Source organism: Paenibacillus sp. FSL R7-277, assembly GCF_000517965.1.
Lineage (GTDB): Bacteria > Bacillota > Bacilli > Paenibacillales > Paenibacillaceae > Paenibacillus_AQ > Paenibacillus_AQ silagei.
Genome location: NZ_ASPX01000064.1, coordinates 1 through 25,052, shown reverse-complemented (window position 1 = coordinate 25,052; position 25,052 = coordinate 1). Strand labels below are relative to the sequence as shown.

General features: G+C 50.1%; 21 protein-coding genes. 13 read left to right on the top strand and 8 right to left on the bottom strand.

Annotation, left to right across the window (positions count from 1 at the left end; all coding sequences use genetic code 11):
- Positions 1-24: 24 nt before the first annotated feature.
- Positions 25-792, top strand: a complete 768-nt coding sequence (locus C173_RS18445) for a DnaD domain protein (protein ID WP_036727217.1) — start codon at positions 25-27, stop codon at positions 790-792.
- 166 nt (positions 793-958) lie between these two features.
- The gene (locus C173_RS35015; protein WP_036727215.1) at positions 959-1,207 is read left to right on the top strand and encodes a hypothetical protein; all 249 of its coding nucleotides are present in this window, start codon (positions 959-961) and stop codon (positions 1,205-1,207) included.
- A gap of 13 nt (positions 1,208-1,220) precedes the next feature.
- On the opposite strand, the gene proC is transcribed toward C173_RS35015, so the two are convergent.
- From proC to proB, 3 genes are read right to left on the bottom strand one after another with little or no spacing between them, the layout of a single operon-like run.
- The gene (gene proC / locus C173_RS18435) at positions 1,221-2,087 is read right to left on the bottom strand and encodes a pyrroline-5-carboxylate reductase (protein WP_036727214.1); all 867 of its coding nucleotides are present in this window, start codon (positions 2,085-2,087) and stop codon (positions 1,221-1,223) included.
- 30 nt (positions 2,088-2,117) lie between these two features.
- Positions 2,118-3,365 carry a glutamate-5-semialdehyde dehydrogenase gene (locus C173_RS18430; RefSeq protein ID WP_036727212.1) on the bottom strand — a complete coding sequence of 416 codons (1,248 nt, stop codon included), beginning with the start codon at positions 3,363-3,365 and terminating at the stop codon, positions 2,118-2,120.
- Between the two features lie 59 nt (positions 3,366-3,424).
- The gene (gene proB / locus C173_RS18425) at positions 3,425-4,528 is read right to left on the bottom strand and encodes a glutamate 5-kinase (RefSeq protein WP_036727210.1); all 1,104 of its coding nucleotides are present in this window, start codon (positions 4,526-4,528) and stop codon (positions 3,425-3,427) included.
- 442 nt (positions 4,529-4,970) lie between these two features.
- On the opposite strand from proB, the gene C173_RS18420 reads away from it, so the two are divergent.
- A complete protein-coding gene (locus C173_RS18420) occupies positions 4,971-5,168 on the top strand; it encodes a hypothetical protein (RefSeq protein ID WP_036727208.1) in 198 nt (65 codons plus the stop codon).
- Positions 5,169-5,247: 79 nt separating this feature from the next.
- Here the strand turns inward: C173_RS18420 and C173_RS18415 are convergent, their stop codons facing one another.
- From C173_RS18415 to C173_RS18395, 5 genes are all read right to left on the bottom strand, one after another.
- Entirely contained in the window at positions 5,248-6,159 is a 912-nt protein-coding gene (locus C173_RS18415; protein ID WP_036727207.1) for a LysR family transcriptional regulator, read from the bottom strand.
- A gap of 541 nt (positions 6,160-6,700) precedes the next feature.
- Positions 6,701-9,184 (bottom strand): ABC transporter permease, encoded by a 2,484-nt coding sequence (locus tag C173_RS18410; RefSeq protein ID WP_036727205.1) that lies wholly within the window; start codon positions 9,182-9,184, stop codon positions 6,701-6,703.
- A complete protein-coding gene (locus C173_RS18405) occupies positions 9,181-9,855 on the bottom strand; it encodes an ABC transporter ATP-binding protein (RefSeq protein ID WP_036727203.1) in 675 nt (224 codons plus the stop codon). The genes C173_RS18410 and C173_RS18405 overlap by 4 nt, the downstream gene beginning before the upstream one ends.
- A 58-nt stretch (positions 9,856-9,913) precedes the next feature.
- Positions 9,914-11,062, bottom strand: a complete 1,149-nt coding sequence (locus C173_RS18400) for a HAMP domain-containing sensor histidine kinase (protein WP_051478161.1) — start codon at positions 11,060-11,062, stop codon at positions 9,914-9,916.
- A complete protein-coding gene (locus C173_RS18395) occupies positions 11,050-11,724 on the bottom strand; it encodes a response regulator transcription factor (protein WP_036727201.1) in 675 nt (224 codons plus the stop codon). The genes C173_RS18400 and C173_RS18395 overlap by 13 nt, the downstream gene beginning before the upstream one ends.
- Before the next feature lie 175 nt (positions 11,725-11,899).
- Between C173_RS18395 and C173_RS18390 the strand changes: the two genes are divergently transcribed.
- The 10 genes from C173_RS18390 to C173_RS18345 form a co-directional block, all read left to right on the top strand.
- Positions 11,900-12,649: a LytR/AlgR family response regulator transcription factor gene (locus C173_RS18390; protein WP_036727199.1), complete on the top strand. Its 750-nt coding sequence runs from the start codon at positions 11,900-11,902 to the stop codon at positions 12,647-12,649.
- A 170-nt stretch (positions 12,650-12,819) separates the two neighbouring features.
- Positions 12,820-14,244, top strand: coding sequence for a 3-isopropylmalate dehydratase large subunit (leuC, locus tag C173_RS18385; RefSeq protein ID WP_036727197.1), 1,425 nt, complete (start codon positions 12,820-12,822; stop codon positions 14,242-14,244).
- 29 nt (positions 14,245-14,273) lie between these two features.
- Positions 14,274-14,876, top strand: a complete 603-nt coding sequence (gene leuD, locus C173_RS18380) for a 3-isopropylmalate dehydratase small subunit (protein ID WP_036727195.1) — start codon at positions 14,274-14,276, stop codon at positions 14,874-14,876.
- Between the two features lie 191 nt (positions 14,877-15,067).
- Positions 15,068-16,645, top strand: a complete 1,578-nt coding sequence (locus tag C173_RS18375) for an N-acetylmuramoyl-L-alanine amidase (protein ID WP_036727193.1) — start codon at positions 15,068-15,070, stop codon at positions 16,643-16,645.
- Positions 16,646-16,844: 199 nt separating this feature from the next.
- Positions 16,845-18,284, top strand: coding sequence for an N-acetylmuramoyl-L-alanine amidase family protein (locus tag C173_RS18370; RefSeq protein WP_036727191.1), 1,440 nt, complete (start codon positions 16,845-16,847; stop codon positions 18,282-18,284).
- Between the two features lie 105 nt (positions 18,285-18,389).
- On the top strand, positions 18,390-19,049 hold the full coding sequence (locus tag C173_RS18365; protein ID WP_036727189.1) for a GerMN domain-containing protein: 660 nt from the start codon (positions 18,390-18,392) through the stop codon (positions 19,047-19,049).
- A gap of 84 nt (positions 19,050-19,133) precedes the next feature.
- Complete coding sequence (locus tag C173_RS18360; RefSeq protein WP_036727188.1) at positions 19,134-21,890, top strand: S-layer homology domain-containing protein; 2,757 nt, start codon at positions 19,134-19,136, stop codon at positions 21,888-21,890.
- A 212-nt stretch (positions 21,891-22,102) separates the two neighbouring features.
- On the top strand, positions 22,103-22,810 hold the full coding sequence (nth, locus tag C173_RS18355) for an endonuclease III (protein ID WP_036697993.1): 708 nt from the start codon (positions 22,103-22,105) through the stop codon (positions 22,808-22,810).
- A 2-nt stretch (positions 22,811-22,812) separates the two neighbouring features.
- Positions 22,813-23,079 carry a hypothetical protein gene (locus C173_RS18350; RefSeq protein WP_036697991.1) on the top strand — a complete coding sequence of 89 codons (267 nt, stop codon included), beginning with the start codon at positions 22,813-22,815 and terminating at the stop codon, positions 23,077-23,079.
- A gap of 333 nt (positions 23,080-23,412) precedes the next feature.
- Positions 23,413-25,052, top strand: a 1,640-nt coding sequence (locus C173_RS18345; protein ID WP_235191943.1) for a dynamin family protein, incomplete at its 3' end; no start/stop codon positions are given.

Genomic DNA, 25,052 nt, shown 5'->3' with positions numbered 1-25,052 from the left:
AGAATAGGGAAAGGGGGCTTAAGTATGGACGGAAAAGGTTGGAATACCTGGGGCGAGGGCGTAGCCTTCGGCCTGGAGAACGGAATGGCCGTCATTCCTTATGCACTCCTGAAATATTACCGGAAGCTGAATCTGACCGGCAGTGAATCCATGCTGCTGATTCACCTGCTCTCCTTCAGACAGGTAGAGGGGATTGATTTCCCTTCCCTGGAGGAGCTGCAGGCAGTAACCGGGCGCAGTATTCCGGTGATTGCCGGAGAGCTGCAGAAGCTCATGAAGGAGGGGTTCATCAGCATCGACGGAGATAACGACGAGCTGAGGGACATCCATTATGAGCGCTATAACTTCTCCGGCCTGTACGCGAAGCTGGGAGCTTATCTGGCAGAACTCTCGCGGGAGAATGCCCAGGAGAAGCCCGGCCAGAGCGGGCGGGAGCCGGGGGCCCGGGCAGTGGCTCATCACTCTGGGGCTACCGCACCGGGCGGCGGCTATGGCCGCCCGGCTGTGCCGGGTGACAAGGAATCAGAAGACGGACGGAGTCTGTTCAGCATTTTCGAGAAGGAATTCGGACGTCCGCTGTCCCCCATGGAATGTGAATCTATTTCCGGTTGGGTGGATGAAGACCGCTATCCCGAGGAGCTGATTCTGCTCGCGCTGAAGGAGTCGGTCTTTGCAGGAAAGCTTCATTTCCGTTACATTGACCGCATTCTGCTGGAATGGGCCCGCAACCGGGTGAAGAATGCCCAGGATGTCAAAGCCTATTCCCAGAAATTCCGGGGCGGAGGCAGATGAGCGGAGCGAGTTAGTGATATACGCCGGTCCAGGGCAAGTCCCGGCCGGTTAAGGTGTCCCTTAAGTCATGTATGTGGCTTAAGGGGCACTTTTTTTTACTTTTGTTGCTAATGAGTTAGCCGAGAGTGGGCGGGGAGCGGGGGGGAGGGGCATAAATGCACTTGATTTGAGTAAAAGTCGCTTATTGAGCAAAATGAAGGGTATAAATGCACTTGATTTGAGTAAAAGTGGCTTATTGAGCAAAATGAAGGGCATAAATGCACTTGATTTGAGCAAAAGTGGCTTGATGAGCAAAATGAAGGGTATAAATGCACTTGAAGCTGGCGGAATTATGCCTCACAACCCGCAAACAGCCCGCAGTCCCTTCATATGGAAGGGACTGCGGGCTGTTTGTAATGTGGAAAGTTATCAATAACTAGGCCGAAAAATTAGTGCAGCTCCTGCTCCAGAGCCGAGCCCATCTCGCGGGAACGTTCCGCACAGCGGTTGACGGCGGAAATGACGGTCTCGAAGAAATCGCCGCGCTCCAGTACTTCAATGGCCGCCTGGGTAGATCCATTCGGCGAGGTGACCTTTTTGCGCAGGGCGGCAGGCTCTTCACCGGTCTGCTGCACCATCCGGGCTGCGCCAAGCACGGTCTGGACGGTCAGCTCACGGCTCTGCGCAAGCGGCAGCCCTCCGCGGATACCGGCAGCGATCATCGCTTCCATCATGTAATAGATGTAAGCCGGTCCGCTGCCGGAGATCCCTGTTAAGGTCTCCATCCGTTCTTCGTCAATGACCGCCGTCAGGCCGATCGCTTCGAAGATATTAAGCGCTGTACGGCGGCTGTCTTCGCCAACCTCCTTGGAGAAGGCAATCCCGGTAGCCCCAAGGCCGATGGAGCTAGAGGTGTTCGGCATGGTGCGAACCACAGGCTGCGGATTACCCAGTAAGCCTTGCATCGTACGGATGGTCAGCCCGGCAATGACGGAGATGACGAGCTGATCCGGCGACAGCAGCGGTCCCAGTGAACGGAGCGCTTCGGCAGCGTCTTTGGGCTTCATAGCTAGAACGATGACCGGCGCAGTGCGCAGAGCCTCGAGCTTGGACTCGGGAGCATTATAGCCGAGCACGCCGTACCGGCTGCGGAGCTCAGCCAAGCGTTCGCTGCTGCTGCGGTTCAGCATAATAATTCGGCCCGATTCCACTACATTCCGGGCGATCAATCCCCGCACAATGGCCTCAGCCATCGAGCCTGCGCCGTAAAAAACGATATTATGATTGATGAGCGGAATTGCTGGTTGCTGGCACATGGCTGGCAGTCCCCCTATAAGTTGAGTGAGTTAACCCCTGATTTGGCCGGAGCCGTGAATCATATATTTGCTTGAAGTCAATGCAGGCAGTCCCATTGGCCCGCGGGCATGGAGCTTCTGGGTGCTGATGCCGATCTCGGCACCGAAGCCGAACTCAAAGCCGTCCGTGAACCGGGTAGATGCATTGTGATATACCGCTGCAGCGTCAATCTCCTGCAGGAAGCGTGCAGCATTCGCCGCGTCTTCAGTTACAATACATTCGGAATGCTTGGTGCCGAATTCCGCGATATGTCCGAGAGCCTCTTCCAGCGTGTCAACGATACGAATATTTAGAATATAATCGTTGTATTCTGTAGCGAAGTCCTCTGGTGTGGCAGGCACAGCCCAAGGGATAAGAGCAACGGTATCCTGGCAGCCGCGCAGCTCCACACGGGCCTCGCGGAAGGCTTCGGCAAGTGCGGCGAGGTGTTCTTCGGCGTAAGCACGGTGAACCAGCAGTGTCTCCATTGAATTGCAGACCGAAGGCCGCTGGGCCTTCGCATTCACGCTAATACGCCGGGCCATTTCCGGATTGGCACTTGCATCCAGATAAGTATGGCATATGCCTGCTCCTGTTTCAATAACCGGTACGGTGGCGTTCAGAACCACATTCTGAATCAGAGAGCTTCCTCCGCGCGGGATGATCACATCCAGCAGTCCGTTCAGCTTCAGCATTTCATCCACGGAGGAACGGTTAGGATCTTCGATCAGCTGCAAGGCATCCGGCGGAAGGGCGGTACCTGCAAGTGCGCGGTGCAGCACCTCGGCAATGGCACGGTTGGAGGAGAGGGCGGAGGAGCCGCCGCGCAGCACCACGGCATTGCCGGTCTTAAGGCACAGTCCGGCAGCGTCAACGGTGACGTTGGGGCGTGCTTCATAGATAATGCCGATGACTCCAAGCGGAACCCGTACCTTCTCAATGTGTAGGCCGTTTGGCCGTTCGATCGTCTCCAGATTGTCTCCAACCGGATCGGGCAGAACGGCAATCTGCTGCAAGCCTTCGGCTATGCTGTCAATCCGTCCCGCATCCAAGGCCAGCCGGTCGAGCATCGACTCCGGTGTCCCGTTCAACCGGCCGCGCTCCAGGTCTTCGGCGTTGGCGGCAATAATGTAATCAGCTTCGGCACGCAGGGCGGCAGCCATCACCAGCAGGGCTTCATTCTTCTGGGCGGTAGTCAGGCTTGCGAGTACCCCTGTGGTTGCTTTGGCCAGCGTTGTCTTGTTAACCACTTCACTCATGGCAATTCCTCCTCAAAAAAATTATGTTGGCACATGGATATACAATAGGTTGTGCAAGATTAACGCAGTGTGATCCATTCGTCCCGGTGGATCACCTCCAGCCGGTGCACTTCACCGAGCTTGGGCACAATCTCGCGGCTCGGAAGCCCCTGAATGCTGCGGAGCTGGCTATCATCATAATTGACGATGCCCCGCCCAAGCAGCTTCGCATCCGGGCCGAGCACTTCGACGACATCCCCTGAATGGAAGCTTCCTTCAATCCGTCTAACCCCGACCGGCAGCAGGCTATGGCCCCCGTGGAGCAGCGCTTCAACAGCACCGTCATCGACATACAGTGATCCGAGCGGGGTAGACATGAAGCCCAGCCACTGTTTTTTGACCGGCAGAGAGGAGAGTGTGGTGGCAAAATAAGTGCCCTTGCCCGTCCCGGCTGCGGCCTGTGATAAATCCCCTGGCTCCTTAACCTGGCCCACGAAGACCGGAACGCCGCCCCGCGTGGCGATCTTAGCCGCGTCGATCTTGGAGCGCATGCCGCCGGTGCCCACGCTTGAGCCCGCACCGCCTGCAATGGCATAGATCTCAGGCGTAATCTCTTCTATGTGCTCATACCGCACAGCATCCGGGTGCTTGCGGGGATCGCCGCTGTAGACGCCGTCCATATCGGTCAGCACCAGCAGGTGCGAGGCCTTCAGCAGATTGGCAACCAACGCCGATAAGGTATCGTTGTCACCGAACTTCAGCTCATCCACCGATACAGTATCGTTCTCGTTGAACACGGGCACGGCGCCTTGGCGGAGCAATTCTTCAACCGTCATCATGGCGTTGTTCATGGCCCGGCGGCTGCAGAAGTCCGTACGGGTCAGGAGAATCTGAGCAGTGGGTATACCGTGGCCTGCGAAGGCCTCCTGATAAGCCTGCATCAGCATAACCTGTCCTACCGCCGCCGCCGCCTGCTTCTCATGCAGCAGCCTTGGGCGGGAAGCATAGCCGATGCCCCGGAAGCCGGCTGCGACCGCCCCGGAGGTGACCAGCAGCACTTCACAGCCGTCCTTGCGGAGCGCTGCAATCTCGGCGGCGAAGAAGGCGACCGCCTCACGATTAAGGCCGCCTTCGGGACCTGTGAGTGAGCTGCTGCCGATTTTGACCACAATTCTTGACGTCATTGTCCTTCACTTTCCTCTCGAATTGAAATGCCTGTAACACCCGGAAATGACAAAAAGCCCCCATCCTTAGACTTAGCAAAGGACGAAAGCTTGATTAACTTCCGCGGTACCACCTTCATTGATGAGGGTTCATCCGACTTCATTCTCATAACGGGAGTATCCGTCCTGCAGGGCAGGCCGCTCAGGGGTAGGATTCAGAATGACCTTCGCGGTAAATTCTCCCAGCCTTCAGGAATTTACTCTCTGCACACGAATATACGTCCATTCTTACTGGTCCCGTCAGCACGTTTCACTATTTGTCATTTAGAATACCATGCGGAAGCAGGGTTTGCAAAGAGCTCCGGACGAATATTTTTCTGCTGGGGCAGGGAGCGGATTTCCTGGTTGTCCTTCAGGGGAACGGGTAAAGTATTTATAATCAGTTACCAGGAGGTGGATTGAATTGAGTAAGAAGACTAATGTCCGACAGGAACAGAATCAGAATTCCAAAGAAGCCGCCGAATTTCAAAACAAAGCGATCCGAGAATTTGTCGAGGAAAAAGCCGGAGATTCCCGCACAGAAGGACCGGTTGACGAGAGTACTACCCGTATGCCCGATGACCAGAACCGTATGATCACGCAGTATAATTTGCGCAAATAAATAATTGCTTCTGCCAAAATACAGCAAATGCCCATCCGGCCTCATGATAAGAGCTGGATGGGCATTTGTTTCCGCCGGCTTATTCGCCTGCCAGTCCGGCGACCGTTGTCTGGAAGGTTTCAATGAAAGCTTCCGCAGCACGGGACAAATAGCGTCCGCGCCGGTAAGCGACAACCAGAGTACGGCTGGGTACCGGTTCAGCCAAAGGCAGGTAGACAGGCACGAATTCACTCCGCGGTGCCCGTGCAATGAAATGTGGCACGAGCGTTACGCCCATTCCGGTGGCTACAAGCGATTGGACGGTCTCCATATTGTTGCTCTCGAAGACAATCCGCGGCTCAAATCCGGCTCCACGGCATAGCTCCACCGTCATTTTGCGGAAGCCCTGTCCTTCTTTGAGCACGATGAACGGTTCATCCTTAAGCTCGGTCAGCGAAGTTCGTGTACCCAGCAGCATCCGCGCCGCCAGCGGATGCTCAGGCGGGACTGCCAGGTCGATCCGTTCCTCTCCAAGAACCTCATGAGCTAGAGTCGGAATCTCCAGTGGTAGGGATAGCAGGCTGAGATCTGTCTGGCCGCTGGCTGTCAGCTTCTCAAGATTCATGGAGGAGTCCTCCAGCAGCGTGATTTCAATCTCGGGGTATTTGCGTTTGAAGGCAGGCAGCACATGCGGCAGCAGATGCGCACCGGTGATCGGCATGCTGCCAACCACAACCCGTCCGGTGCGCAGCTGGGATATATCCGACATCTCCTGGCGCAGCAGTTCTACGGCATCAATGATGGTCTGAGCCTGCTCGACGAATTTCTTACCGGCATGAGTCAGCTCTACTGAACTGGTATTGCGCTGGAAAAGAAGGACACCCAGTTCTTTTTCCAGTTTGGAGAGTTGCTGGCTGAGTGAAGGCTGAGCGATATGCAGCTTGTCTGCTGCCCGGGAAAAATTACGCTCAGCCGCAATTTGCAGGACATATTGCAGTTGACGCAGTTCCATTTCAAACCTCCTTACAGGTTAGGTACCATCAATAGTAATCCGCTTTCTTATAAGTATATCCTATAAATCGGTCTGATTACATCGGTTTTTACAAGGGTTGCAGTAGCTGTCATATTGGGGAAATGATTTAAATTTGGCATAACCAACCATTGGGTGAGAAAAAAGCACCATTCGGTCGAGGGATATGGCATATTTCTACATTTATGTTTATTATGAGTGTATTGAAAGAAAATGATTGTCTTATAGATAATAATAATGTTAAAAAGTAAAATAATACAAAAATCGAAGGGATAAAACTCCGCAGAGCAACTAGCGAGCACTAAATTAATTGATTTATTGTATCCAAATGATTTTTTTGAGATTTTAAAAGAAATAGAAGCGATTACAGGTGTCAGCATTAATTATAATGGTGTTGATTATAGAGTTTTTAGTTCAATAAGCACATTAACCAAATTTATTGAACATACTAAAGAAATGAATGACGAATAAAAAAATACATCAGGAGTATTTCTGCTGATGTATTTTTGAAGTTGTTCATCCGCTATTGAACGGTCTCTATGGAATCCACAATACTCATGTCTGCGATTTTGCGGAGTGGAATACATGTTGCGGTTAAGCAAACCACAATAGAAATAAATGCAGCTCCCATAATGGGGAGAAATGGAACGGGGATAAGCTCTATGGTGTCTGTTTTAGCAGCACTTACAAAGATTGAACATGAATACCCTGCTATAGAACCGGCGATAGCTGCGATAATTCCGTAATAGGCGCCTTCCCAAAGGAAGGTCTTGTATAAGCTTGAAATGCTCATGCCTATCGCTCGCTGAACCCCGATTTCAGTAATACGGGTATGAATATTTGTGTACACGGTATTAATTATATTTAGAATTCCTATAAGCCCGATAAACAGAATCAATCCCCATGCTAACCATTTGATCTGCTGATAGCTTTCTGCAAGCTGTGTATCTGTATCTTGATAAGAAAGCCATTGGCCCCCTCCAGCTTGTTCACTTATTTGAGTAATAACTTTCTCAACATTTTCCTTATCAGCGTTGGGTGACAAGACAGGATACAACTCCGAATAATTGATTGTTTCTGTAATCTGATCGTAGATCGTATCATATACAATGATTTGAACCCCGTTTACAAATCCGTCATTATCCAGTGTGATTGAATTACTGCTTTCATGCAGAACTTGTAACGTCAAGTTATTGACAGATATATTATCGCCTACGGAAATTAAGGTACTGCTTAATCGGGTATCTCCATAATTTATGGCGATGGGATTTTTGATAATACAGGCTTTTCCTGCTTTTAAATCCTGGAGTTCCGGTTGGGTAAGTGCTGGTGCGATCATTTTTAACCGATCTTCATCAACACCAATAATATGCAGCGCCTCGCCTGGCTGTAGTGAAAAAGATGTGGAAATTGGCATCTGCCCCTTGCTATCCTGTGTATACAGGCTATATTTCAAGGTGGAAACGGAAGTTATATCTGCTAAGGATTTGAGTTCCTTCACCACTTCTGGAGAAAAACCAGTTGTCTTATTGGTAATGGAGTAATCACCAATATGCATTTTTTGTACGGCAGTGCTCGTATCCAATAATGTGGAAAAACTCTGTAATGCTATAAATACCGTTATACTCATAAATAATGATAAGATAGTAATTGTCGTTCTGCCTTTATTTCGCTTCATATTCATTCTTGCGTAGAAGGCTTCGAAGGAACGTATACGCCGAGCCTTTCGATTTTTTCGTCCAACCCGTATTGACGGACCTGACATTGCGAGCGTCGGAGAAACCTTTGCCGCATATCTTGCGGCAGGGAATGCTGCAAGATAGGCAAACAATAATGTAATTACTGTACTGATGAGCAGAGGAAGTATTTTCCCGGAACTATTTTTGGCTATCAACAGGGCTAATTCTTCCGATGAACTTGTTAGAAACAGGTCCGGAGACAAGAGGCTGGTTGCGGAGATGGTAATTCCTTTGGCAAACAATATGCCAAAAGTGATCCCTGCAGGAACACCTATTCCACAGAGTAGGGCAAGCTGTAGCGATACTAATATATATAGTTTACTGCGTTCCGCACCAAGAGCGCGTAATGTACCGTATTCGCGGATGCGTTTCGTTACAGAGATTTTCAAAATGTTATAAATAACAAGACCGGAGGCTAAAAGAACAAGAGTACCAACGAGAACGCTTGCAACGGCCATAAAGGGAAAACCGGAACCATTGTCTGAGTCATCGCTCTTATGGGTGTAATCAATACCCACTGCTGCTAGAAGGATGTCGTTGTACTGAATGCAATATTCAGGCAGAGCAAATTGAGCGGCGATATCATCAACCGTGTTCTGGAAGTGATTTTTGTTTATCATACGAACATCTGTGGAGTACAGTTGGTATTTTTTCGGCAGCAGCTGTTCCGCTGTTCCTTGACCGGCAATACCGTTAACACCGCCGGATACATACCCTAAGTAATTACTTTTTAAAATGCCGGTTAAAGTGAAGGTAGTCTTATATTCAAAGGGAGCCTGATCGTCCCGTATAAGCGAGATACGGATCGGCAATGTAATGTGGTCTCCAAGTTTGCCGGAAAAATTCAATAGATTTAATGCATCTTGTGGTAAGGCAACTTCATGGGGTGACTGAGGTAAGCGTCCGGATGAAAGTTGTGTTATGGATGGGTAGACTGAAAGTGTATCATCTTCATATTCACGAAGCCAAATAGAAAGTTTAGTATTCGGTATTACTGAGGTGCCGATATTCATAAAGCTACCTGAGAACGACAATCTATTATCGAAGTTAAGCTTCTCTTTTTGCTCTTGTGTAAGTTGATGAAAAGTAACATAACGGTTGCCATTAAGTGCTGCAGCCTGCTGTTGACGCAAAGCACTTAATATACCAAGGGATTGGCCGATAACCGTAGTCATAATTGTAGATAGAATAATTGCAATTAAAATTAAGACGGAAGTGATCTTTTGGTTATTCAACTCTTTCCATACAAGAGAACGATAGGATTTCATTTCGCCGCCACCTCCGAAAGGAGGCCGTCTACAATAACAAATTGTCGTTCCGCCATGCGTGCGATCTGGTTGTCATGGGTAATAACCACAAGGGTTTTGCGCATCGTACGCCAAATATCATAGAGTAAACTCATAACCTCGTTGCCGCTTTTACTATCTAAGTTTCCCGTGGGTTCGTCAGCAAAGACAATGTCAGGTTTTGCAATTAGTGCTCGGGCAATGGCGACACGTTGCTGCTGGCCACCAGAGAGTTCGCTGGGCAAGTGGGTCATTCGACTTTTGATTCCAAGCATATCTGTTAGGTCTTTAAGATAAGCCTCATCCACCTGGCGTTTGTCCAACAGCAGAGGCATGATAATATTTTCCCTTGCGGTCAGGACAGGTAAGAGGTTGAATTGTTGAAAAATAAATCCGATTTTCTGGCGACGAAAAGCGGAAAGCTCCTTGTCACTGGTGAGGTAGATATCTTTCTCATCGTAGATAACACTGCCGGATGAAGGTTTGTCCAGACCGCTTAACAGATGAAGCAATGTGCTCTTCCCGCTACCCGAAGGCCCCATAAAGGAAATGAAATCTCCAGGCGCAATTTCTAAATTAACATGATTAAGGGCAATGACACTGTTTTCGCCGTTGCCATAAAGTTTTGAAAGGTCTTTTGCCTCAATATACATACACAACTCTCCTTTTCAATTGATAAGGAGAGTGTAGAATATAAATCTCAAAAAATGCTCAAGATTTCAAAATATTAAATGAAGCCGTTGCCATTGCACCATTCTCTGTATTTTGTAAGGCTAGGGTGCCTCCGTGTTTTTCACAGAGCAGCCGGCAAATGTACAGTCCCATCCCAAAATGCCCTGAATCCCCAGAAGGATGATCTCCGCGTAAAAACGGTTCTGTACCGCGGGATAACATATTTTGAGAATAGCCTTCACTATCATCCTGAACAGTAAGAAGCATACTGGAATCATCGCAGGTGACAGCAACACTAATTTGCTTACGGGCGTACCGGACGGCATTCGAAACGAGATTTTCTGCCACATTATAAACAATGGACCGATCAACCCAAATCCACTCGTTTTTGTTGGCGTTATTATCATGCAGATTAAGCTTCTTGTCTTTACGTAATATCGTCAGACTTACCGAAAGCTCTTGGATTAGAGCCGACCACTGAACCTGTTTTAAATTGCATTGCATTTCCTCTAATCTCTGGGCACTGCTCATCGTTTCTATAAAAGCTTCAATCCTGCCGGAATACTCTTCAAGTAATGAAAGTGTATCACCGATCTCTTCTTTTGTTTGTTTTCCACTTGTTATTCCCATTTTAAGCAGCTTTACCGAGCCTTTGATTACGGTTACGGGATTCCGCAAGTCATGAGAAAAAGCAGCATTTAACCTCTTTCGCTCCTCAGTTTGCCGCCACAGTTCCCTGTTGTTTTTCAGAAGCTCACATCGCATCGTTTCAAATGCGTCACAGAGCTGTCCAAGCTCATCACTTGCAGAAGATACAATCGAGAAGTCCAGGTTGTTGTGCATAATTTGCCGGGCTCCATTTTGCAGAGCGGCCAAGGGCATTTTAAGCTTAATCCTATAAAAAAGCCAATCAGCTAAAAATAATCCTGTTAGTACATATAGAGTGGGAAGCGCAAATTGCAGGATGCTAAAAATGTGATACCATGCCGGGTAAGCAGGTTCTGGGGGCACTGGTGTGGCTCTGACATCATTGCCATCCATCTTTAATTCAATAGACGGCCCATAATGCCTGGAAATTTCGCTGATCCCCCAAATTGATATGACGCTCAGGAGCAAAGCGATAAGTAAAAATATGGCCGATAGAAAAAAGAATGCTTTTTTTAAACTCATATGGTTTATCCGTTCCATTTATAGCCTACCCCCCATACCGTATCAATGTAGCTTTTCTGAGTAAATACCGCGAGTTTCGAACGAACTTTACGAATATGTTCCATAATCGTATCGCTGCTTCCTTCTCCGTCAGTTCCCCAAATGGCTTCATAAATGTGGTCGCGGTCAAAAACTTGCCCGGCATTCATAGAAAGCAGTTCTACAATTTCAAATTCTCTCTTTGACAGTGGTACAACAAAACTGGAGACAGAAACTTCCCTGTTAGAATAATTTACGGTAAGATCTCCAAAAAAACGGATTATAGATTGCTTATGCATACGATTTTCGCGACGTAAATGGGCTTCTACTCTTGCCCCCAATTCATCAATATCAAAGGGCTTGAGGATATAGTCATCTGCTCCTGCGCGAAAACCGATAATTTTATCGTTACTTTCAACTCTAGCCGTTAGAAAAAGGATTGGACAGGAAATATACTTGCGAATTCGCTGACAAACTGTAATACCATCGATGTCTGGCATATTGATATCAAGCAGGATAATATCGGGCTGACAATGGACTCTTTCAAGTGCTTCATTTCCGCTAAGAGCTGAATATACCTGATAACCTGATGACTCAAAGTAATTCTTCAGAATAGAGATAATTCCTTTTTCATCATCAATGAGCAAAATTTTACTCTTCAATCTAAAAAACCTCCTTAAGAATCTTTAATTATGACTAGTATCTTGACCAATGTTGATTCTGATTTTATGCTATTATTATAAGGAAAATATGGTAAGAATGGCAGATGGATGAAGAATAATAGATTCGACTCGAACCAAATTTAATGCCACAAAAATAATGAAGGGTAGTGGTTGAATGCTAAATGTTGCATTTTGTGATGATGATGTTAAATTTTTGAATAGCATTGTATCTGAAGCAAAAAGAATATTCAAAAGGCTAAAAGTCAATACAACCATCTACACTTATACAAATGGTAAAAAACTAATTGATGATTTTGAGCAATATCATTCGTATTACGATATCATTTTTTTGGAGTTAGACTTGCCGGTAATGGATGGGAAAGAAGTGGCGAGAAAACTGCGCCTTTTCGATAAAAAATTCAAGCTGGTATTTGTTACTTCTTCCGAACAAGAGGTTTTAAATACCTTCCAGTATGATATAAGCGGTTTTTTACCTAAAAGACTCATGAACGAAAGATTATTTTTAATAATAGATCGTGTGGTAACTGCTATAAAAGATGATAACCCGCAACTTCAAGTTTTTAAAGTTACCATCACAGGCGATAAAAGAGCGTTAATCAAAGTTCCCTTAAATGATATAATGTTTTTTGGAAGTGTAAACAGGAAAAGCTATTTACATACCAAAAGGAGAACCTACTTATTGCACGGATTTAAATTTATAGATTTAATAGCGCATTATAGCGAGCAGGGTTTTGTTGATATACATAGAACTTGTATAGTAAATATTCAATATATTTTTTCGGTTGATGATATTGAAATTCGTCTTGATGATGGAACCTTGCTTCCCTTAAGCAGGCGGAAAAGGTCTCTGGTGCTGGACAAGTTCCTTCAGAAGGTTAGTGAGGGTATGAATATTAGGAAGTGAAATCCTGCAAGAGCCTTTTGTTAAAATCTTGTGTCTCATAGGTACAGCCTATCAGCGCTATAGAAATCATATCTTGGAATTATAAACGTGGTGATGTTATATTTAGAACATTCAAGAGAGACTCCACGCTCTCTTCATAGGAACGATTCTACTATTATGAGGTGAAATTCATGGGCAACAAGACAATGTTTGAGAAGATTTGGGATAATCACGTTATTCATCAGGAAGAAGGCAAGCCGAGCATTATTTATATCGATTTGCATCTCGTTCATGAGGTTACTTCTCCGCAGGCGTTTGAAGGGCTGCGTCTGAGCGGCCGTAAAGTCCGCCGTCCGGGACTTACCTTTGCCACAATGGATCATAACGTGCCTACCAAGGACCGTTACAATATTACCGATCCGATCTCCAAGCAGCAGATTGATACGCTCTCGCAGAACTGCCGTGATTTCGGCGTAAGATTGTTTGACCTGAATGATATTGACCAAGGTGTCGTTCACGTCATGGGACCTGAGATTGGCCTGACCCATCCCGGCAAGACGATTGTCTGCGGGGACAGCCATACCTCCACACACGGAGCCTTCGGTGCACTGGCCTTCGGGATCGGCACCAGCGAAGTGGAGCATGTGCTTGCCACCCAGTGTCTGCAGCAATCCAAGGCCAAGACCATGGAAGTGCGCTTCACCGGCAAACGTAATCCGGGTGTGACTGCCAAAGACATGATTCTCGGCGTAATTGCCAAATACGGAACGGACTTTGCAACTGGCTATGTTATCGAATATACCGGCGAAGCTATCCGTGAGCTGTCGATGGAAGAGCGCATGACCGTCTGCAACATGTCGATTGAAGGCGGAGCAAGAGCGGGCCTGATCGCACCGGACGAGACAACCTTCAACTATCTGCGCGGACGTCAATATGTGCCGCAGGGTGAAGCGTACGATGCCGCCGTTGAGACCTGGAAGGGCCTTGTTAGTGACGAAGGCGCCCAGTATGATACTGTGGTCGAATTCGATGTAGAAACACTTATCCCGCAGGTTACCTGGGGAACTAGCCCTGGTATGGGAACGGATATCAACTCCACCGTACCGAACCCTGCTGATTTCACTACCGAGAATGAACGCAAAGCAGCCGAGAAGGCGCTTGAATATATGGATCTGGCTCCCGGGACACCGATCTCCGAGATCGGAATTGATTATGTCTTCATCGGCTCCTGCACCAACGGCCGGATTGAGGATCTGCGGGCTGCGGCTGAAGTAGCCAAAGGCTATAAGGTATCTGACAAAGTTACAGCTATTGTTGTGCCAGGCTCCGGGCGTGTGAAGATGCAGGCCGAGAAGGAGGGTCTGGACAAAGTATTCACCGAAGCTGGATTTGAATGGCGTGAAGCCGGCTGCAGTATGTGCCTGGCGATGAATCCGGATGTTCTGCAGCCGGGCCAGCGCTGCGCTTCTACTTCTAACCGTAACTTCGAAGGACGTCAGGGACGCGGAGGACGCACGCATCTGGTCTCTCCTGCCATGGCGGCTGCGGCAGCCATCAAAGGACGCTTCACGGATGTGCGTGACTGGAACTACAAGACGGAAGCCGTCAACTCATAGAATAATTGAGAGAGCAGGAGGATTCAGCAATGGAAGAATTCAAGAAGTTAACAGGGATTGTAGCCCCGGTAGACCGGGTTAATGTAGATACGGACGCGATTATCCCCAAGCAGTTCCTGAAACGGATCGAGCGCACAGGCTTTGGCCAATTTCTATTCTACGAATGGCGTTTTGATGAAGCAGGGAATGACAATCCGGCATTTGAGATGAACAAACCGCGTTATGAGGGAGCCTCTGTGCTGATTTCCCGCGCGAATTTCGGCTGCGGCTCCTCCCGGGAGCATGCGCCTTGGGCCATCATGGATTACGGGTTCAGAGTGGTCATAGCGCCATCCTATGCCGACATTTTCTATAACAACTGCTTCAAGAACGGCATTCTGCCGATCAAGCTCTCGGAGGCCCAGGTAGACGATCTGTTCAGCCGTACAGCAGAGCATGAGGGTTACACGCTTACAGTGGATCTGGAGAACAACAAGCTGAGTGATGAGTATGGTCTGGCCATGACCTTTGAGCTGGATGAGCACCGCCGCCAGTTCCTGCTGCAGGGGCTGGATGATATCGGCCTGACACTTCAGCATGCCGATGAGATTGCTGCTTATGAAGAGCGTCATGCAGCCAAGCTTTTTGCCTAAGAGCTAAGTTAAGTTAACGGCTGAAGCATATTTATTCTTAGTATTTACACAAAACTTCTATTTCCGGGTGTCGGAAATAGAAGTTTTTTTGCTATAATCGAGATATTATTGCCTGCGAAGGCAACTTTTGGGGATTATTGTCGTCTTAATCTTATCTGCAAATCTATCAATGGACCAAAGGAGAGGAAAGGATGAAGAAAGCCGGACAACGGGTGTTGCTTCTACTGCTGCTGCCACTGCTCCTCCTGTCATTCGCCGGCCACAAAGCTGCGGCAGCCGGAACAACCCCCGGTAAGATCGTGATGGACAGCAAGGAGCTTGCACTGCCTAAGGGGGTAATCCTCGAGAACGTGAATGGAAGCGTTATGATTCCGATCCGTGTAGTGGTGGAGAATCTGGGCTTCGAAGTGCTGTGGGAACAGAGCAGCCGCAAGGTAACTGTCCAGCAGGACGGCAAATCCGTACAGCTTGCAGTCGGCAGTACTACCGCACAAGCCGATGGAGTGAACCTGACGCTCAATGCTGCACCTAAGCAGAACGGCGGGACGGTACTGGTGCCTATCCGCTTTGTCAGTGAGCAATTCGGTCTTAGCGTCGGGTGGGACAATACAGATAAGACGGTGTACTTGAGCGGAGGAATAACGGAGACAGCGCCAGTCGCTTCAGATCCGCTGCCGTCAGCCACCCCAGATCCATCAGAATCAACCGAAGCGGCTCCAGGGGCAGTTCAGTCCCCGTCACCAACCACTCCGCCTCAGAGCGGCACAGAGACTCTGGAGGAATTGGACGGAAGTGTTATAGTTGCTCCGACTCCGCCAGCTACATCCCCTGTAGTGAAAGGGGCGGTATTCAGCGAGAACCGGCTGATTGTAGCCGCTGCCGGAGGAGCCAAGGCTACGGTTACGAGAGTTACCGGACCCGACCGGATCGTAGTGGATTTTGCCGGAGCGGCATTTGCCCCTGATTTCAGCGGGAGCTTCCCGGGCGTATCTACTGGAGGAAGTCCGCAGGGCAAGCTGGATGTGAGCGGCTACCCGCTTGTAACTGAAATACGTTATGCATTATTCAGTACGAATCCCCCGACGGTCAGGTTCGTAATCCAGACTACGGGCTACCAGAATTATCAGGTAAGTACAGATGAGAGTACAGGATTAGTCACAATCGATCTCAATGTAACGGGCAGCGAAACGGGGGCCCCCGTGAATCCGGTATTCACCGGGAGACCGGTTATTGCGCTTGATGCCGGACACGGGGGAAAGCAATCGGGTGCGGTTAGCCTTACAGGCAAGCTGGAAAAAACCTTCAATCTCGCGGTCATCCTGAAAGCCGGAGCTATTCTGACGCAGGAAGGCTGGGCTGATGTCGTCTACACCCGTACATCGGATATTACATTGGGTCTTCAGGATCGTGTGAAGATTGCCCAAGCGGCGAATGCTACGCTGTTCGTATCCCTTCATGCGAATTCACTGGATGTATCCTATCCGAACCGGAGCAAAGTTAACGGAAGTGAGACGTACTATAGCCGCAGTGAGAGCCTGCCGCTTGCCGAGATTATGCAAAAGCATCTGGTAGCGGGAACCGGCTTCAAAGACAACGGCGTCCGCTCTAAGAGTCTGCATGTCACCCGGGAGACCCGGATGCCTGCGATTCTGCTGGAGGCGGGGTATCTGACCAATGCGGGGGATGAAGCAGGCCTATATAGTGAACAGCTGCAGAATAATCTGGCCCGCGAAATCGTAGCTGGAATTAAGGAATATCTTGGTTTGTAACACTGCATAAGCGGAGTTGTCTGTAACCGCACTACATACCTTTTAACTATAGGGAATACACAGACATTTCCACTTTGGTTGGGATTTATTCGCAACTTTTAAGTTCTAAAGGCGTCTACACTATGTCGAAGGTTGTCAGTTGGCATGCCATCAAGAACGCTCGATTGGGGGCGGAATACTAGAGTCTTAGAGGTGAAGAATGAAGAAATTTGCTTTTATGCTGTTGCTGCTGCTCTTTGTTGTGGTGCTGCCAGGGCATGGACAAGCCGCTGCTGGCCAGAACAAGATCTTCCTGGATGGCCAGGAACTGAATGCAGGACAAGACGTTCCGGTGGAAAATGTAAATAACTCCATCATGGTGCCGCTAAGAATGATCGCTGAGAACCTTGGATACAAGGTGGATTGGAATCAGACAAGCAAGACCATCAAGATTGAACAGCAGGGAAAGGCCATTCAGCTGATCGTAGATCAGACTGCGGCATCCGTCGATGGCAAGACGGTAATTATGTCAACGGCCCCTCTCCTGCGGAACGGCACGACGCTCGTACCGATCCGGTTCATTGGTGAGCAGTTCGGACTTACGGTCAAATGGGATAACACGAAGAAGGTTGTAGATCTTATTACCCCGCCGGTTTCCGAGCCTAACATTGACCCGGAACAAAGTAATGGGGACGGAGGGACGGTTGTAGTGCCGCCGGGAGAACCCTCAAGCAGCCTGAGCATGATCAACGGCATCAGCTTCAATGAGAACCGGTTCACGATTGCCATAGACGGCAATGCCGAGCCTAAGGTCTCTAAGATCAGCGGACCGGACCGAATCATCGTTGATCTGCCGAATGCCACGTTCTCGGATATATTCGGAACAGGACAAATACTTGATCCTGACCTGAACGGGAACCTGACAGTTACGGATTATCCGGATGTCTCCGGTATCCGCTATTCGCTGTATAGCACTAATCCTTATACTGTCCGATTTGTAATTGATCTTAATACTCCCAAAAATTATAGCGTAGAGGTATCGGGAGATTCCTCCAAGCTCATTGTCATTGATTTGAACGCACAGGCTCCAGGCGACACTTCAACGCAGCCCGGCAACAGCGGGCGTAAGCTGGTTGTGCTCGATGCCGGACATGGCGCGAAGGATTCAGGGGCTGTAGGCGTTACCGGCAAATATGAGAAGAATTTCAACCTGGCTGTGATTCTGAAGGCGGCTGCGCTGCTGAGGCAGGAGAACAAGATTGACGTGGTGCTGACGCGCAGCGATGATACCTTCCTGGAACTGAAGGAAAGGGCGGCAATCGCCAATAACCTCGGTGCAGATTTGTTCATATCCGTTCATGCCAACAGCAGCGGATCAGCGGCTGCGAGCGGAACGGAGACCTACTATCAGCGGGACGCGAGCAAGGCTCTGGCCAATGTGATGCACAAGTATCTTGTGCAGGCGACCGGGCTTAGCAACAGGGGAGTGCGTTACGGCAACTTCCATGTGATACGCGAGACGAAGATGCCTGCGGTACTGCTTGAGGTGGGCTATCTCAGCAATAAGAAAGACGAGGCTCTGCTGTTCACTGAAGCACTGCAGAACAATGTAGCCGCATCGATGGTCAGCGGAATTAAAGAGTATCTCGGGATTCAATAACAACGGGCGGCAGCAGGGGCCGCAGAGTCGGATAAAGACCCTATATTGCGGTCAAAAGGACTTTGCGGTCCCTCCTGCCCATATTCATCTGAGGGGGTTAATCAAATGAACAAGAAATTGACATATGCAGGGATCGCTGCGCTGCTGCTTCTCGTAATTTCGGGCTGCGGCGACAAACCTACTGCTGCACCGGCCGATGCGTCCGGTCAGGATTCAACCTCGGTATCCAGCGGCGCTGAAGGAAACAATGCCGGGAATGACAGTACCGCTAGTCCCGCTGCCACACCGGGAGCTACAAGCACGCCTGAGCCTGCAGCAACGGTTACTCCGGCGGCTACGGAGGCACCGGCAGTGCCTGAGAAGCAGAGCCTCAAGATCAAGACGTATTATACAGACCTGCAACAGAACGACTTGATTCCTGCTGATGTCTCCATCACCTTCAAGAATGCGGAGGAGAAATATAAGGAAGCCTTCAAAACACTCCAGAAGAGCGATAATGCTGACCAGATTCCGCTGTGGAACAAGATTGAACTGAAATCACTTGAGTTCTCCAATGGACAGATTGTGATGGATATTCATAAGCCGGATGAGGCACAGCTTGGCGCAGGCGGCGAGGCTCTGGCGATCGACGCATTGTCCAAGATGTTCTTCCAGTTCGATGAAGTGAAAAATATCGATGTGCTGGTAGACGGAGAACAGGTGGAGAGTCTGATGGGGCATGTGGATCTTGTGCATCCCATCACCCGCGAGAACAACGGATTGTAGGCTATTTGGCAGGAATAAGCCGGATGGCTAACGAAATTAACAACATAGAAAATCCAGATAAGCCATAGAGAGGGGAATATCGAATTGTCCGGTCCAAAACGATTAAAGCGTACGGTTCAATCTTATTCTGTAAAAGCGGTATCTGCCGTTCTGGCCGGTGCGATGGTGCTTGGCGGGGCAGGCGCTGCCTTTGCCGACAACGCTTCAACCGGAGCAACCGTTGCTGCAGCGACTTCGCAGACGGCTGCAACTAGTTCAGGGATCTTCAGTGATGTCAAGACAGGCTTCTGGGCCGAAAAGCATATCTATAAGCTGGCAACCCAGGGAATTGTGGTCGGCAATAACGGCCTGTTCCGTCCTGGCGATTCTGTGACCCAGCAGGAAGCGGTGCTGATGGCGCTACGCTTCATGAAGCTGCAGGGAAATGTGAACACCAGTACCGAAGTTGCGCTGCCTAATGATTTCCTTGTTACGAACTATTATAAGCCATATGTAATCCTGGCCTTTCAGCAAGGACTGCTGGATAAGACCACGGAGATGGCTGCAGATAATCTAAAAAGCTCGTGGGGCGAGCGAAAGGCCAGTCGTGAATGGGTCGCTGAGCTGCTGATTCGTGCGCTTGGCCAGAGTGCATCCGCTTCTGCGGCTGCGGGCCGGCCGACAGGCTTTGCTGATGATGCCAAAGTGTCCGCGAACAAACGCGGCTATATTAACACAGCGGTGGAGCTGGGACTGGCTAACGGGCTAACCGGCAACCGCTTCGATCCGCAAGGCGCTGTGACCCGTGCACAGCTGGCTACCTTCTTCAGCCGTGCTGAAGCGCATAATAGCCTGGAATACGACAATACGTTCAAAGGAACAATAAGTGCTCTCAAAGACGGCAAGCTGGGATTGTACACTAACGGCAATACGCTGGAATTCACTCTGAATGCCAATACCGCCTACTACACCAGTACCTCCGAGAATCGCATCACATTGAACGAGATCCAGCCCTATACGAAAGTAACTGTAATTGGAGCTACCTATAGCGCAGCATATGTAGAGCTGACAGACCCGGCAGTTCAGGTTGAGCAGGCGGAAGGTGTATTCACCAAGCATACGCCGGGTATCATCTGGGTCGATTCCGCGAACGGATATGATCAGTATCCCTACGATTCAGGCACGGCTTTCCTGGATGTGAATGGAGCCGTTATTCAGCCTGCTTCGATTACCGCCGGCAGCAAGCTTACGCTGCTGCGTGAAACCTTCACCGGTTCCCGCAAGGTTGTGAAGGTGCAGGTCACTTCCGGTATTGTGAACAAGACGGCTAAAGGCACGGTTCAAAGCGTTGACACTGCTGCCAAGAGCATTACATTCAAGAATGCCGACGGCACAGTTGAAACCTTCAAATGGGAAGAAGGGACTACGCTGTTCAGCTCCCAGAGCTCTATTATTCAGCCCGCAGAGCTGAAAGCCGGTGCTGCTGTCTCGTATACCATCAAGGATAATGCGATCCGTTCCGTGGAAGTAACCTCGGGAGTGGAACGCATAGTGAAGGGCTTCATCTATGAGCTGACAGATTCGACGATAGTCTATCAGAAGAGCGATGGCACCCGTGAGGTTAATCTGCTTGCTACTAATCTGGCCATTGTGATTCCGAACGCCGTAAGTCCGGTAATGACTGATCTGATTGCTGACAAAACAGGCGGAGACAATGTGCAGCTTACGCTGAACAGCAATGATCAGGTGACCAAGATTGAGGTGCTCAGCCGTCAGATCGAACAGTACGCGGCTGCTACCGTTGTGGATTATAACACTAAGACCCAGTACCTGACCTTCACGGACAATAACGGCAAGGCTCATGTGGTCAAAATGGATGAGAAAACAAAGATGTCGTACGGCGGACTGCTTACCACTTCGCTGACCACGATGGGGTCCAGACTGGTGGAGAACCGCAAGATTGATGTGACCTCCATTAATGAGCGTGCAATGTCTGTTGATTTGACGACCAAATATTCCGGCACCCTGACGGCTATCAATACTTCGGCCAGAACGATTGTGTTCAAGCTGGGCAACGGACAATTGCTGACGATGTCTTATCCGCAGGCCATTGAAATGTTTGGCAAAAGCGGGGCAGTCATCACCGATGTTCCGCTCAATGTGCCGGTAACGGCAGTGCTTGCCAGCAATCAGGAGCTTATCTCTGTGCTGCGTGTGAACGGGTCGTCCCAGTTCGAGATTGCTACGATCAATGCGGGCACTAACAAAATGACCGTGAAGCTTGAGGATGGCAGCAACAGCAGCGAGCTGAACCTGGCGAATGTGCCGCTTACCAACGAAGCAGGCCAGAAGATCGCGCTGACTGAGCTGAAGGCCGGAGATTTCGTGAATCTCAGCTTCGACGGTTCCACACCGCTGTCCCTGCAGACGGTTAAACAGGTTGCCGGACAGGTAACGGCAGTGGATGCCGCAGCAGGTACATTCACCGTGAAGGATTATACGGGAGCCTCCCAGCCTTTCACTGCGGGCAGCGGAGTGAGAATCCTCCGGGACGGTGTTGCAACGAACGCTCTGAGCGGACTTACCACAGCAGACCGGGTATTGGTGCGTAAGGATGCCAGCGGTGTAGTGATCATCTCCGTGTTCAGTCAGTTGAACCGGACGTTCTCCCGTTATGACAGCGCAACGAATGAAATATTGACCAAACGCGCCACGCTGACTGAGAATTATACGTTTGGTCTTGCCCCAAATGTATATATTCATCAAGGTGACACGACTTTATCCGTGCAATCTCTCAAAGAAAATGATAATATTATAATGTATTTCAACAACGGCAAGGTTGTAGAAATTGTGAAACAATAATCATTTTGGTGATTTTCCGTGTGAAACACCGTCTTGATCCTTGGTTTTGCCTTGGATCAAGGCGTTTTTTTTGAAATATAAGGGCAGCAGGGTGTTCGCTTGAACGCTATGAAAGTATACGATATAATGTATCTTTGCTTATATTTCTTTAGATTTGAGAAGATATGCTGTAAGAGAACTTGCAGTCATACCTGCTCCGTGGAGGGGACGCTATGAAAGCTGCAGAGGTCCGCCACATCCTGGACACTATCGGAGGCATGTTCCCTGATGCACATTGTGAGCTGAATCACAGCAACGCTTTTGAGCTTACTATAGCCGTGCTGCTCTCAGCTCAATGTACGGATGCAACAGTGAACAAGGTGACCGAGGACCTGTTTCAGAAGTACAAGGCTCCGATCGACTATATCTCAGTGCCGCTGGAAGAGCTGGAGCTGGATATCCGGAGGATTGGTCTATTCCGCAACAAGGCCAAGCATATTCAGAACCTCTGCGCAATCCTGATTGAGCAGTACGGGGGTGAAGTGCCGCAGGCCCATGATTTGCTGGTAACCCTGCCTGGTGTCGGACGCAAGACTGCCAATGTGGTCGTCTCTAATGCGTTTGGCGTTCCGGCGATTGCCGTGGATACTCATGTGGAACGGGTAGCCAAACGGCTCGCACTTGCGGGCTGGAAAGATTCCGTGCTGGAAGTGGAGAAGAAGCTGATGAAGGCGGTGCCGCGTGACGAATGGACGCTGACGCACCACCGGCTGATCTTTTTCGGGCGCTATCATTGTAAGGCTCAGAATCCCGGGTGCCAGATCTGCCCGCTGCTGGATGTATGCCGGGAGGGCAAAAAACGTATGAAAACTGCTGTAATCAGGAAAGCTAAGGATCATACGAAAGCTAACCAAGAATTAGAGAAGAAGAGGATGGGATAGAGATGAAGTGCATTTCTGTATATACTGATAATTTTGAAGCGTTCTCTGATATTTTTGACCGCGTTGTGGACAGCCCGATGGAAGAGAACGAAGAGCAGGAAGTGGAAGGCATCACAATCAGCCATTCCGGCGATGTGCCTGAGTTCTACCTGGAGCGTATGTCCGCGAAGCCAGAGGTTGTCGTAATGAAAGACAAATCCCGTGGCCTGACCATTCTGCAGCACGGCAAAGTCTTTGAAATCCTGCTTCCTGTGCTGGAAACAGCTTAATTCGGTTGAAGTTGATTAGAGAGGTTGTCCCATAGCCACGAAGTGGCAAACGGGGCAGCCTCTTTTTTTGACAGAGAAGAATGTATATGTTTTGGGGTCCCCGCAAAGTACCTGAGTCATCACCTACGCTAAAGCCCCACTTTGTGGGGTTATTTTGCGAACCCATATAAGCAGGATTTACGGGCGAGATTGGAATGCCATCTGCGAAATCTTGTTTTTCGTGAAGGTTTATAGCTGATTTTGTAAATGTGGACATTTGATTTGTGACGATCTGATGATAAAATATAATTGTTCTATTCTTGCAGTGAGATAAATCATACAAATGTAATAATAATGAAAGAAGCTATAGATCGCAGTGGAGGCGGGGATGTTGTGGGAGCAGAACGGGAAAGAGTGAAGCAGGTTACAGCGGGGTCGTCAGCGCTTAGGCTGCTTGAGGAGCGGCTGAGGCAATGGGGAGAACAGAAGAGTGCGCAGATCGTAGCGGATCTAAAGGTCAAGGAGCAGGCAGATGAGCTGACACTCGCATTCTGCGGACATTTCTCGGCGGGGAAGTCGAGCATGATTAACAAGCTCTGCGGTAAGGCCGTACTGCCTTCGGGTCCGGTTCCAACCAGCGCCAATATTGTATCGATCCGCAGCGGAGCACCACAGGTGCTGCTTCATCCGGTGGACGGAAGCACCGGAGGGAATCCCGGGGTGATCAAGACTACGCCTGACCGGCTTCAGGATTACTGCCGCCAGGGAACTGAATATTCAGCGATAGAGGTGTGGGAGGATGTCCCGGTGCTGGGTAATCACGGGGTGCTGATGGATACGCCCGGCGTAGATTCGACAGACGAGGGCCATCAGGCGGCGACCCGCTCGGCGCTGCATCTGGCAGATGCGGTGTTCTATGTGATGGATTACAATCATGTGCAGTCGGAGAATAATCTGGCGTTTGCCAAAAGCCTTAGCGACTGGGGCAAGCCGCTGTACCTGATCATCAATCAGATCGATAAGCACAGGGAGCAGGAAATTCCGCTGGAGGAATACCGGCAGCAAGTGGAAAGCGCTTTCCGGGAATGGGGGATTCATTCCGCGGGACTGTTGTTCACTTCGCTTAAGGTGGAGGAGCATCCGCTGAATCAGTGGAAGGATCTGCTGGCGGTGATCTCCGGTCTGCTGGAGCAGCGGCAGGGGCTGCTGGAGTATAGCTTGTCCCGCTCCATGCATCATACGGCGGATGCTGTCCTGGCGGATTATCGTGAGCAGCAGGAGGAGGAGCGGGCTGCGCTGCTGGAAGAGGCAGGCGGTTCAGCAGCGGAAGCTGTGGAAGCAGAGATCCGGGCAACGATGCAGGAGGAAGCATCGCTGGAGGAGCTGCCTGAAGAGGCGCGGCTTGAGCTGCGCAGCAGGCTGGATGCCTTGCTCGGCAACACGAATCTGATGCCGGCCGATCTGCGGGACGCGGCGGGCGCATACATCGAGAGCCTCCAGCCGGGCTTCCGGCGCGGCCTGTTCTTCACCGCTGCGAAGCGGGAGAAGGAGCAGGGAGCGCGGCTGCTGCACTGGCACAGCCTTCAGCAGAGAGAGATCACTGCCCAGCTGGAGTGGCACACTCTCCAGCTCGTGCGCGAATGGGCGGAAGGCCTGGAGCTGTGGCAGGAGGAGGCGGAGCCTCGGCTGAAGCAGGCTTTCCCGGCGGTGAGCCAGCAGTGGCTGGCGGATCAGGTGAAGCCGGGGACCGGGGCTTCGGGCGAGGCACTGCTTAATTTCTGCCGCACGCTTGCGGCAGAGATTAAGGCGCAGTTCCGCCGCGCGGTCCTGGCCTTCGGCGAGCCGCTGCTGGATGCGCTGCCGCCGCTGGTGGAGGAGCGGCGCGCGGAGCTTGCGCGCCGCGAAGCTGCCCTGCGGCGGCAGGCTGCGGCCCACGCCGCGCTGGCCGCCCTGGACCGCGCGGCTGCCGCCCGCGCGGACGCCCTTGCGGCGCT

Excerpts from the sequence above, each read along its gene's own strand:
- C173_RS18445 (WP_036727217.1), top strand. The coding sequence starts at position 25 with ATGGACGGAAAAGGTTGGAATACCTGGGGCGAGGGCGTAGCCTTCGGC.
- proC (WP_036727214.1), bottom strand. The coding sequence starts at position 2,087 with ATGTGCCAGCAACCAGCAATTCCGCTCATCAATCATAATATCGTTTTT.
- C173_RS18430 (WP_036727212.1), bottom strand. The coding sequence starts at position 3,365 with ATGAGTGAAGTGGTTAACAAGACAACGCTGGCCAAAGCAACCACAGGG.
- proB (WP_036727210.1), bottom strand. The coding sequence starts at position 4,528 with ATGACGTCAAGAATTGTGGTCAAAATCGGCAGCAGCTCACTCACAGGT.
- C173_RS18415 (WP_036727207.1), bottom strand. The coding sequence starts at position 6,159 with ATGGAACTGCGTCAACTGCAATATGTCCTGCAAATTGCGGCTGAGCGT.
- C173_RS18410 (WP_036727205.1), bottom strand. The coding sequence starts at position 9,184 with ATGAAATCCTATCGTTCTCTTGTATGGAAAGAGTTGAATAACCAAAAG.
- C173_RS18405 (WP_036727203.1), bottom strand. The coding sequence starts at position 9,855 with ATGTATATTGAGGCAAAAGACCTTTCAAAACTTTATGGCAACGGCGAA.
- C173_RS18400 (WP_051478161.1), bottom strand. The coding sequence starts at position 11,062 with ATGGAACGGATAAACCATATGAGTTTAAAAAAAGCATTCTTTTTTCTA.
- C173_RS18390 (WP_036727199.1), top strand. The coding sequence starts at position 11,900 with ATGCTAAATGTTGCATTTTGTGATGATGATGTTAAATTTTTGAATAGC.
- leuC (WP_036727197.1), top strand. The coding sequence starts at position 12,820 with ATGGGCAACAAGACAATGTTTGAGAAGATTTGGGATAATCACGTTATT.
- leuD (WP_036727195.1), top strand. The coding sequence starts at position 14,274 with ATGGAAGAATTCAAGAAGTTAACAGGGATTGTAGCCCCGGTAGACCGG.
- C173_RS18375 (WP_036727193.1), top strand. The coding sequence starts at position 15,068 with ATGAAGAAAGCCGGACAACGGGTGTTGCTTCTACTGCTGCTGCCACTG.
- C173_RS18370 (WP_036727191.1), top strand. The coding sequence starts at position 16,845 with ATGAAGAAATTTGCTTTTATGCTGTTGCTGCTGCTCTTTGTTGTGGTG.
- C173_RS18365 (WP_036727189.1), top strand. The coding sequence starts at position 18,390 with ATGAACAAGAAATTGACATATGCAGGGATCGCTGCGCTGCTGCTTCTC.
- nth (WP_036697993.1), top strand. The coding sequence starts at position 22,103 with ATGAAAGCTGCAGAGGTCCGCCACATCCTGGACACTATCGGAGGCATG.
- C173_RS18350 (WP_036697991.1), top strand. The coding sequence starts at position 22,813 with ATGAAGTGCATTTCTGTATATACTGATAATTTTGAAGCGTTCTCTGAT.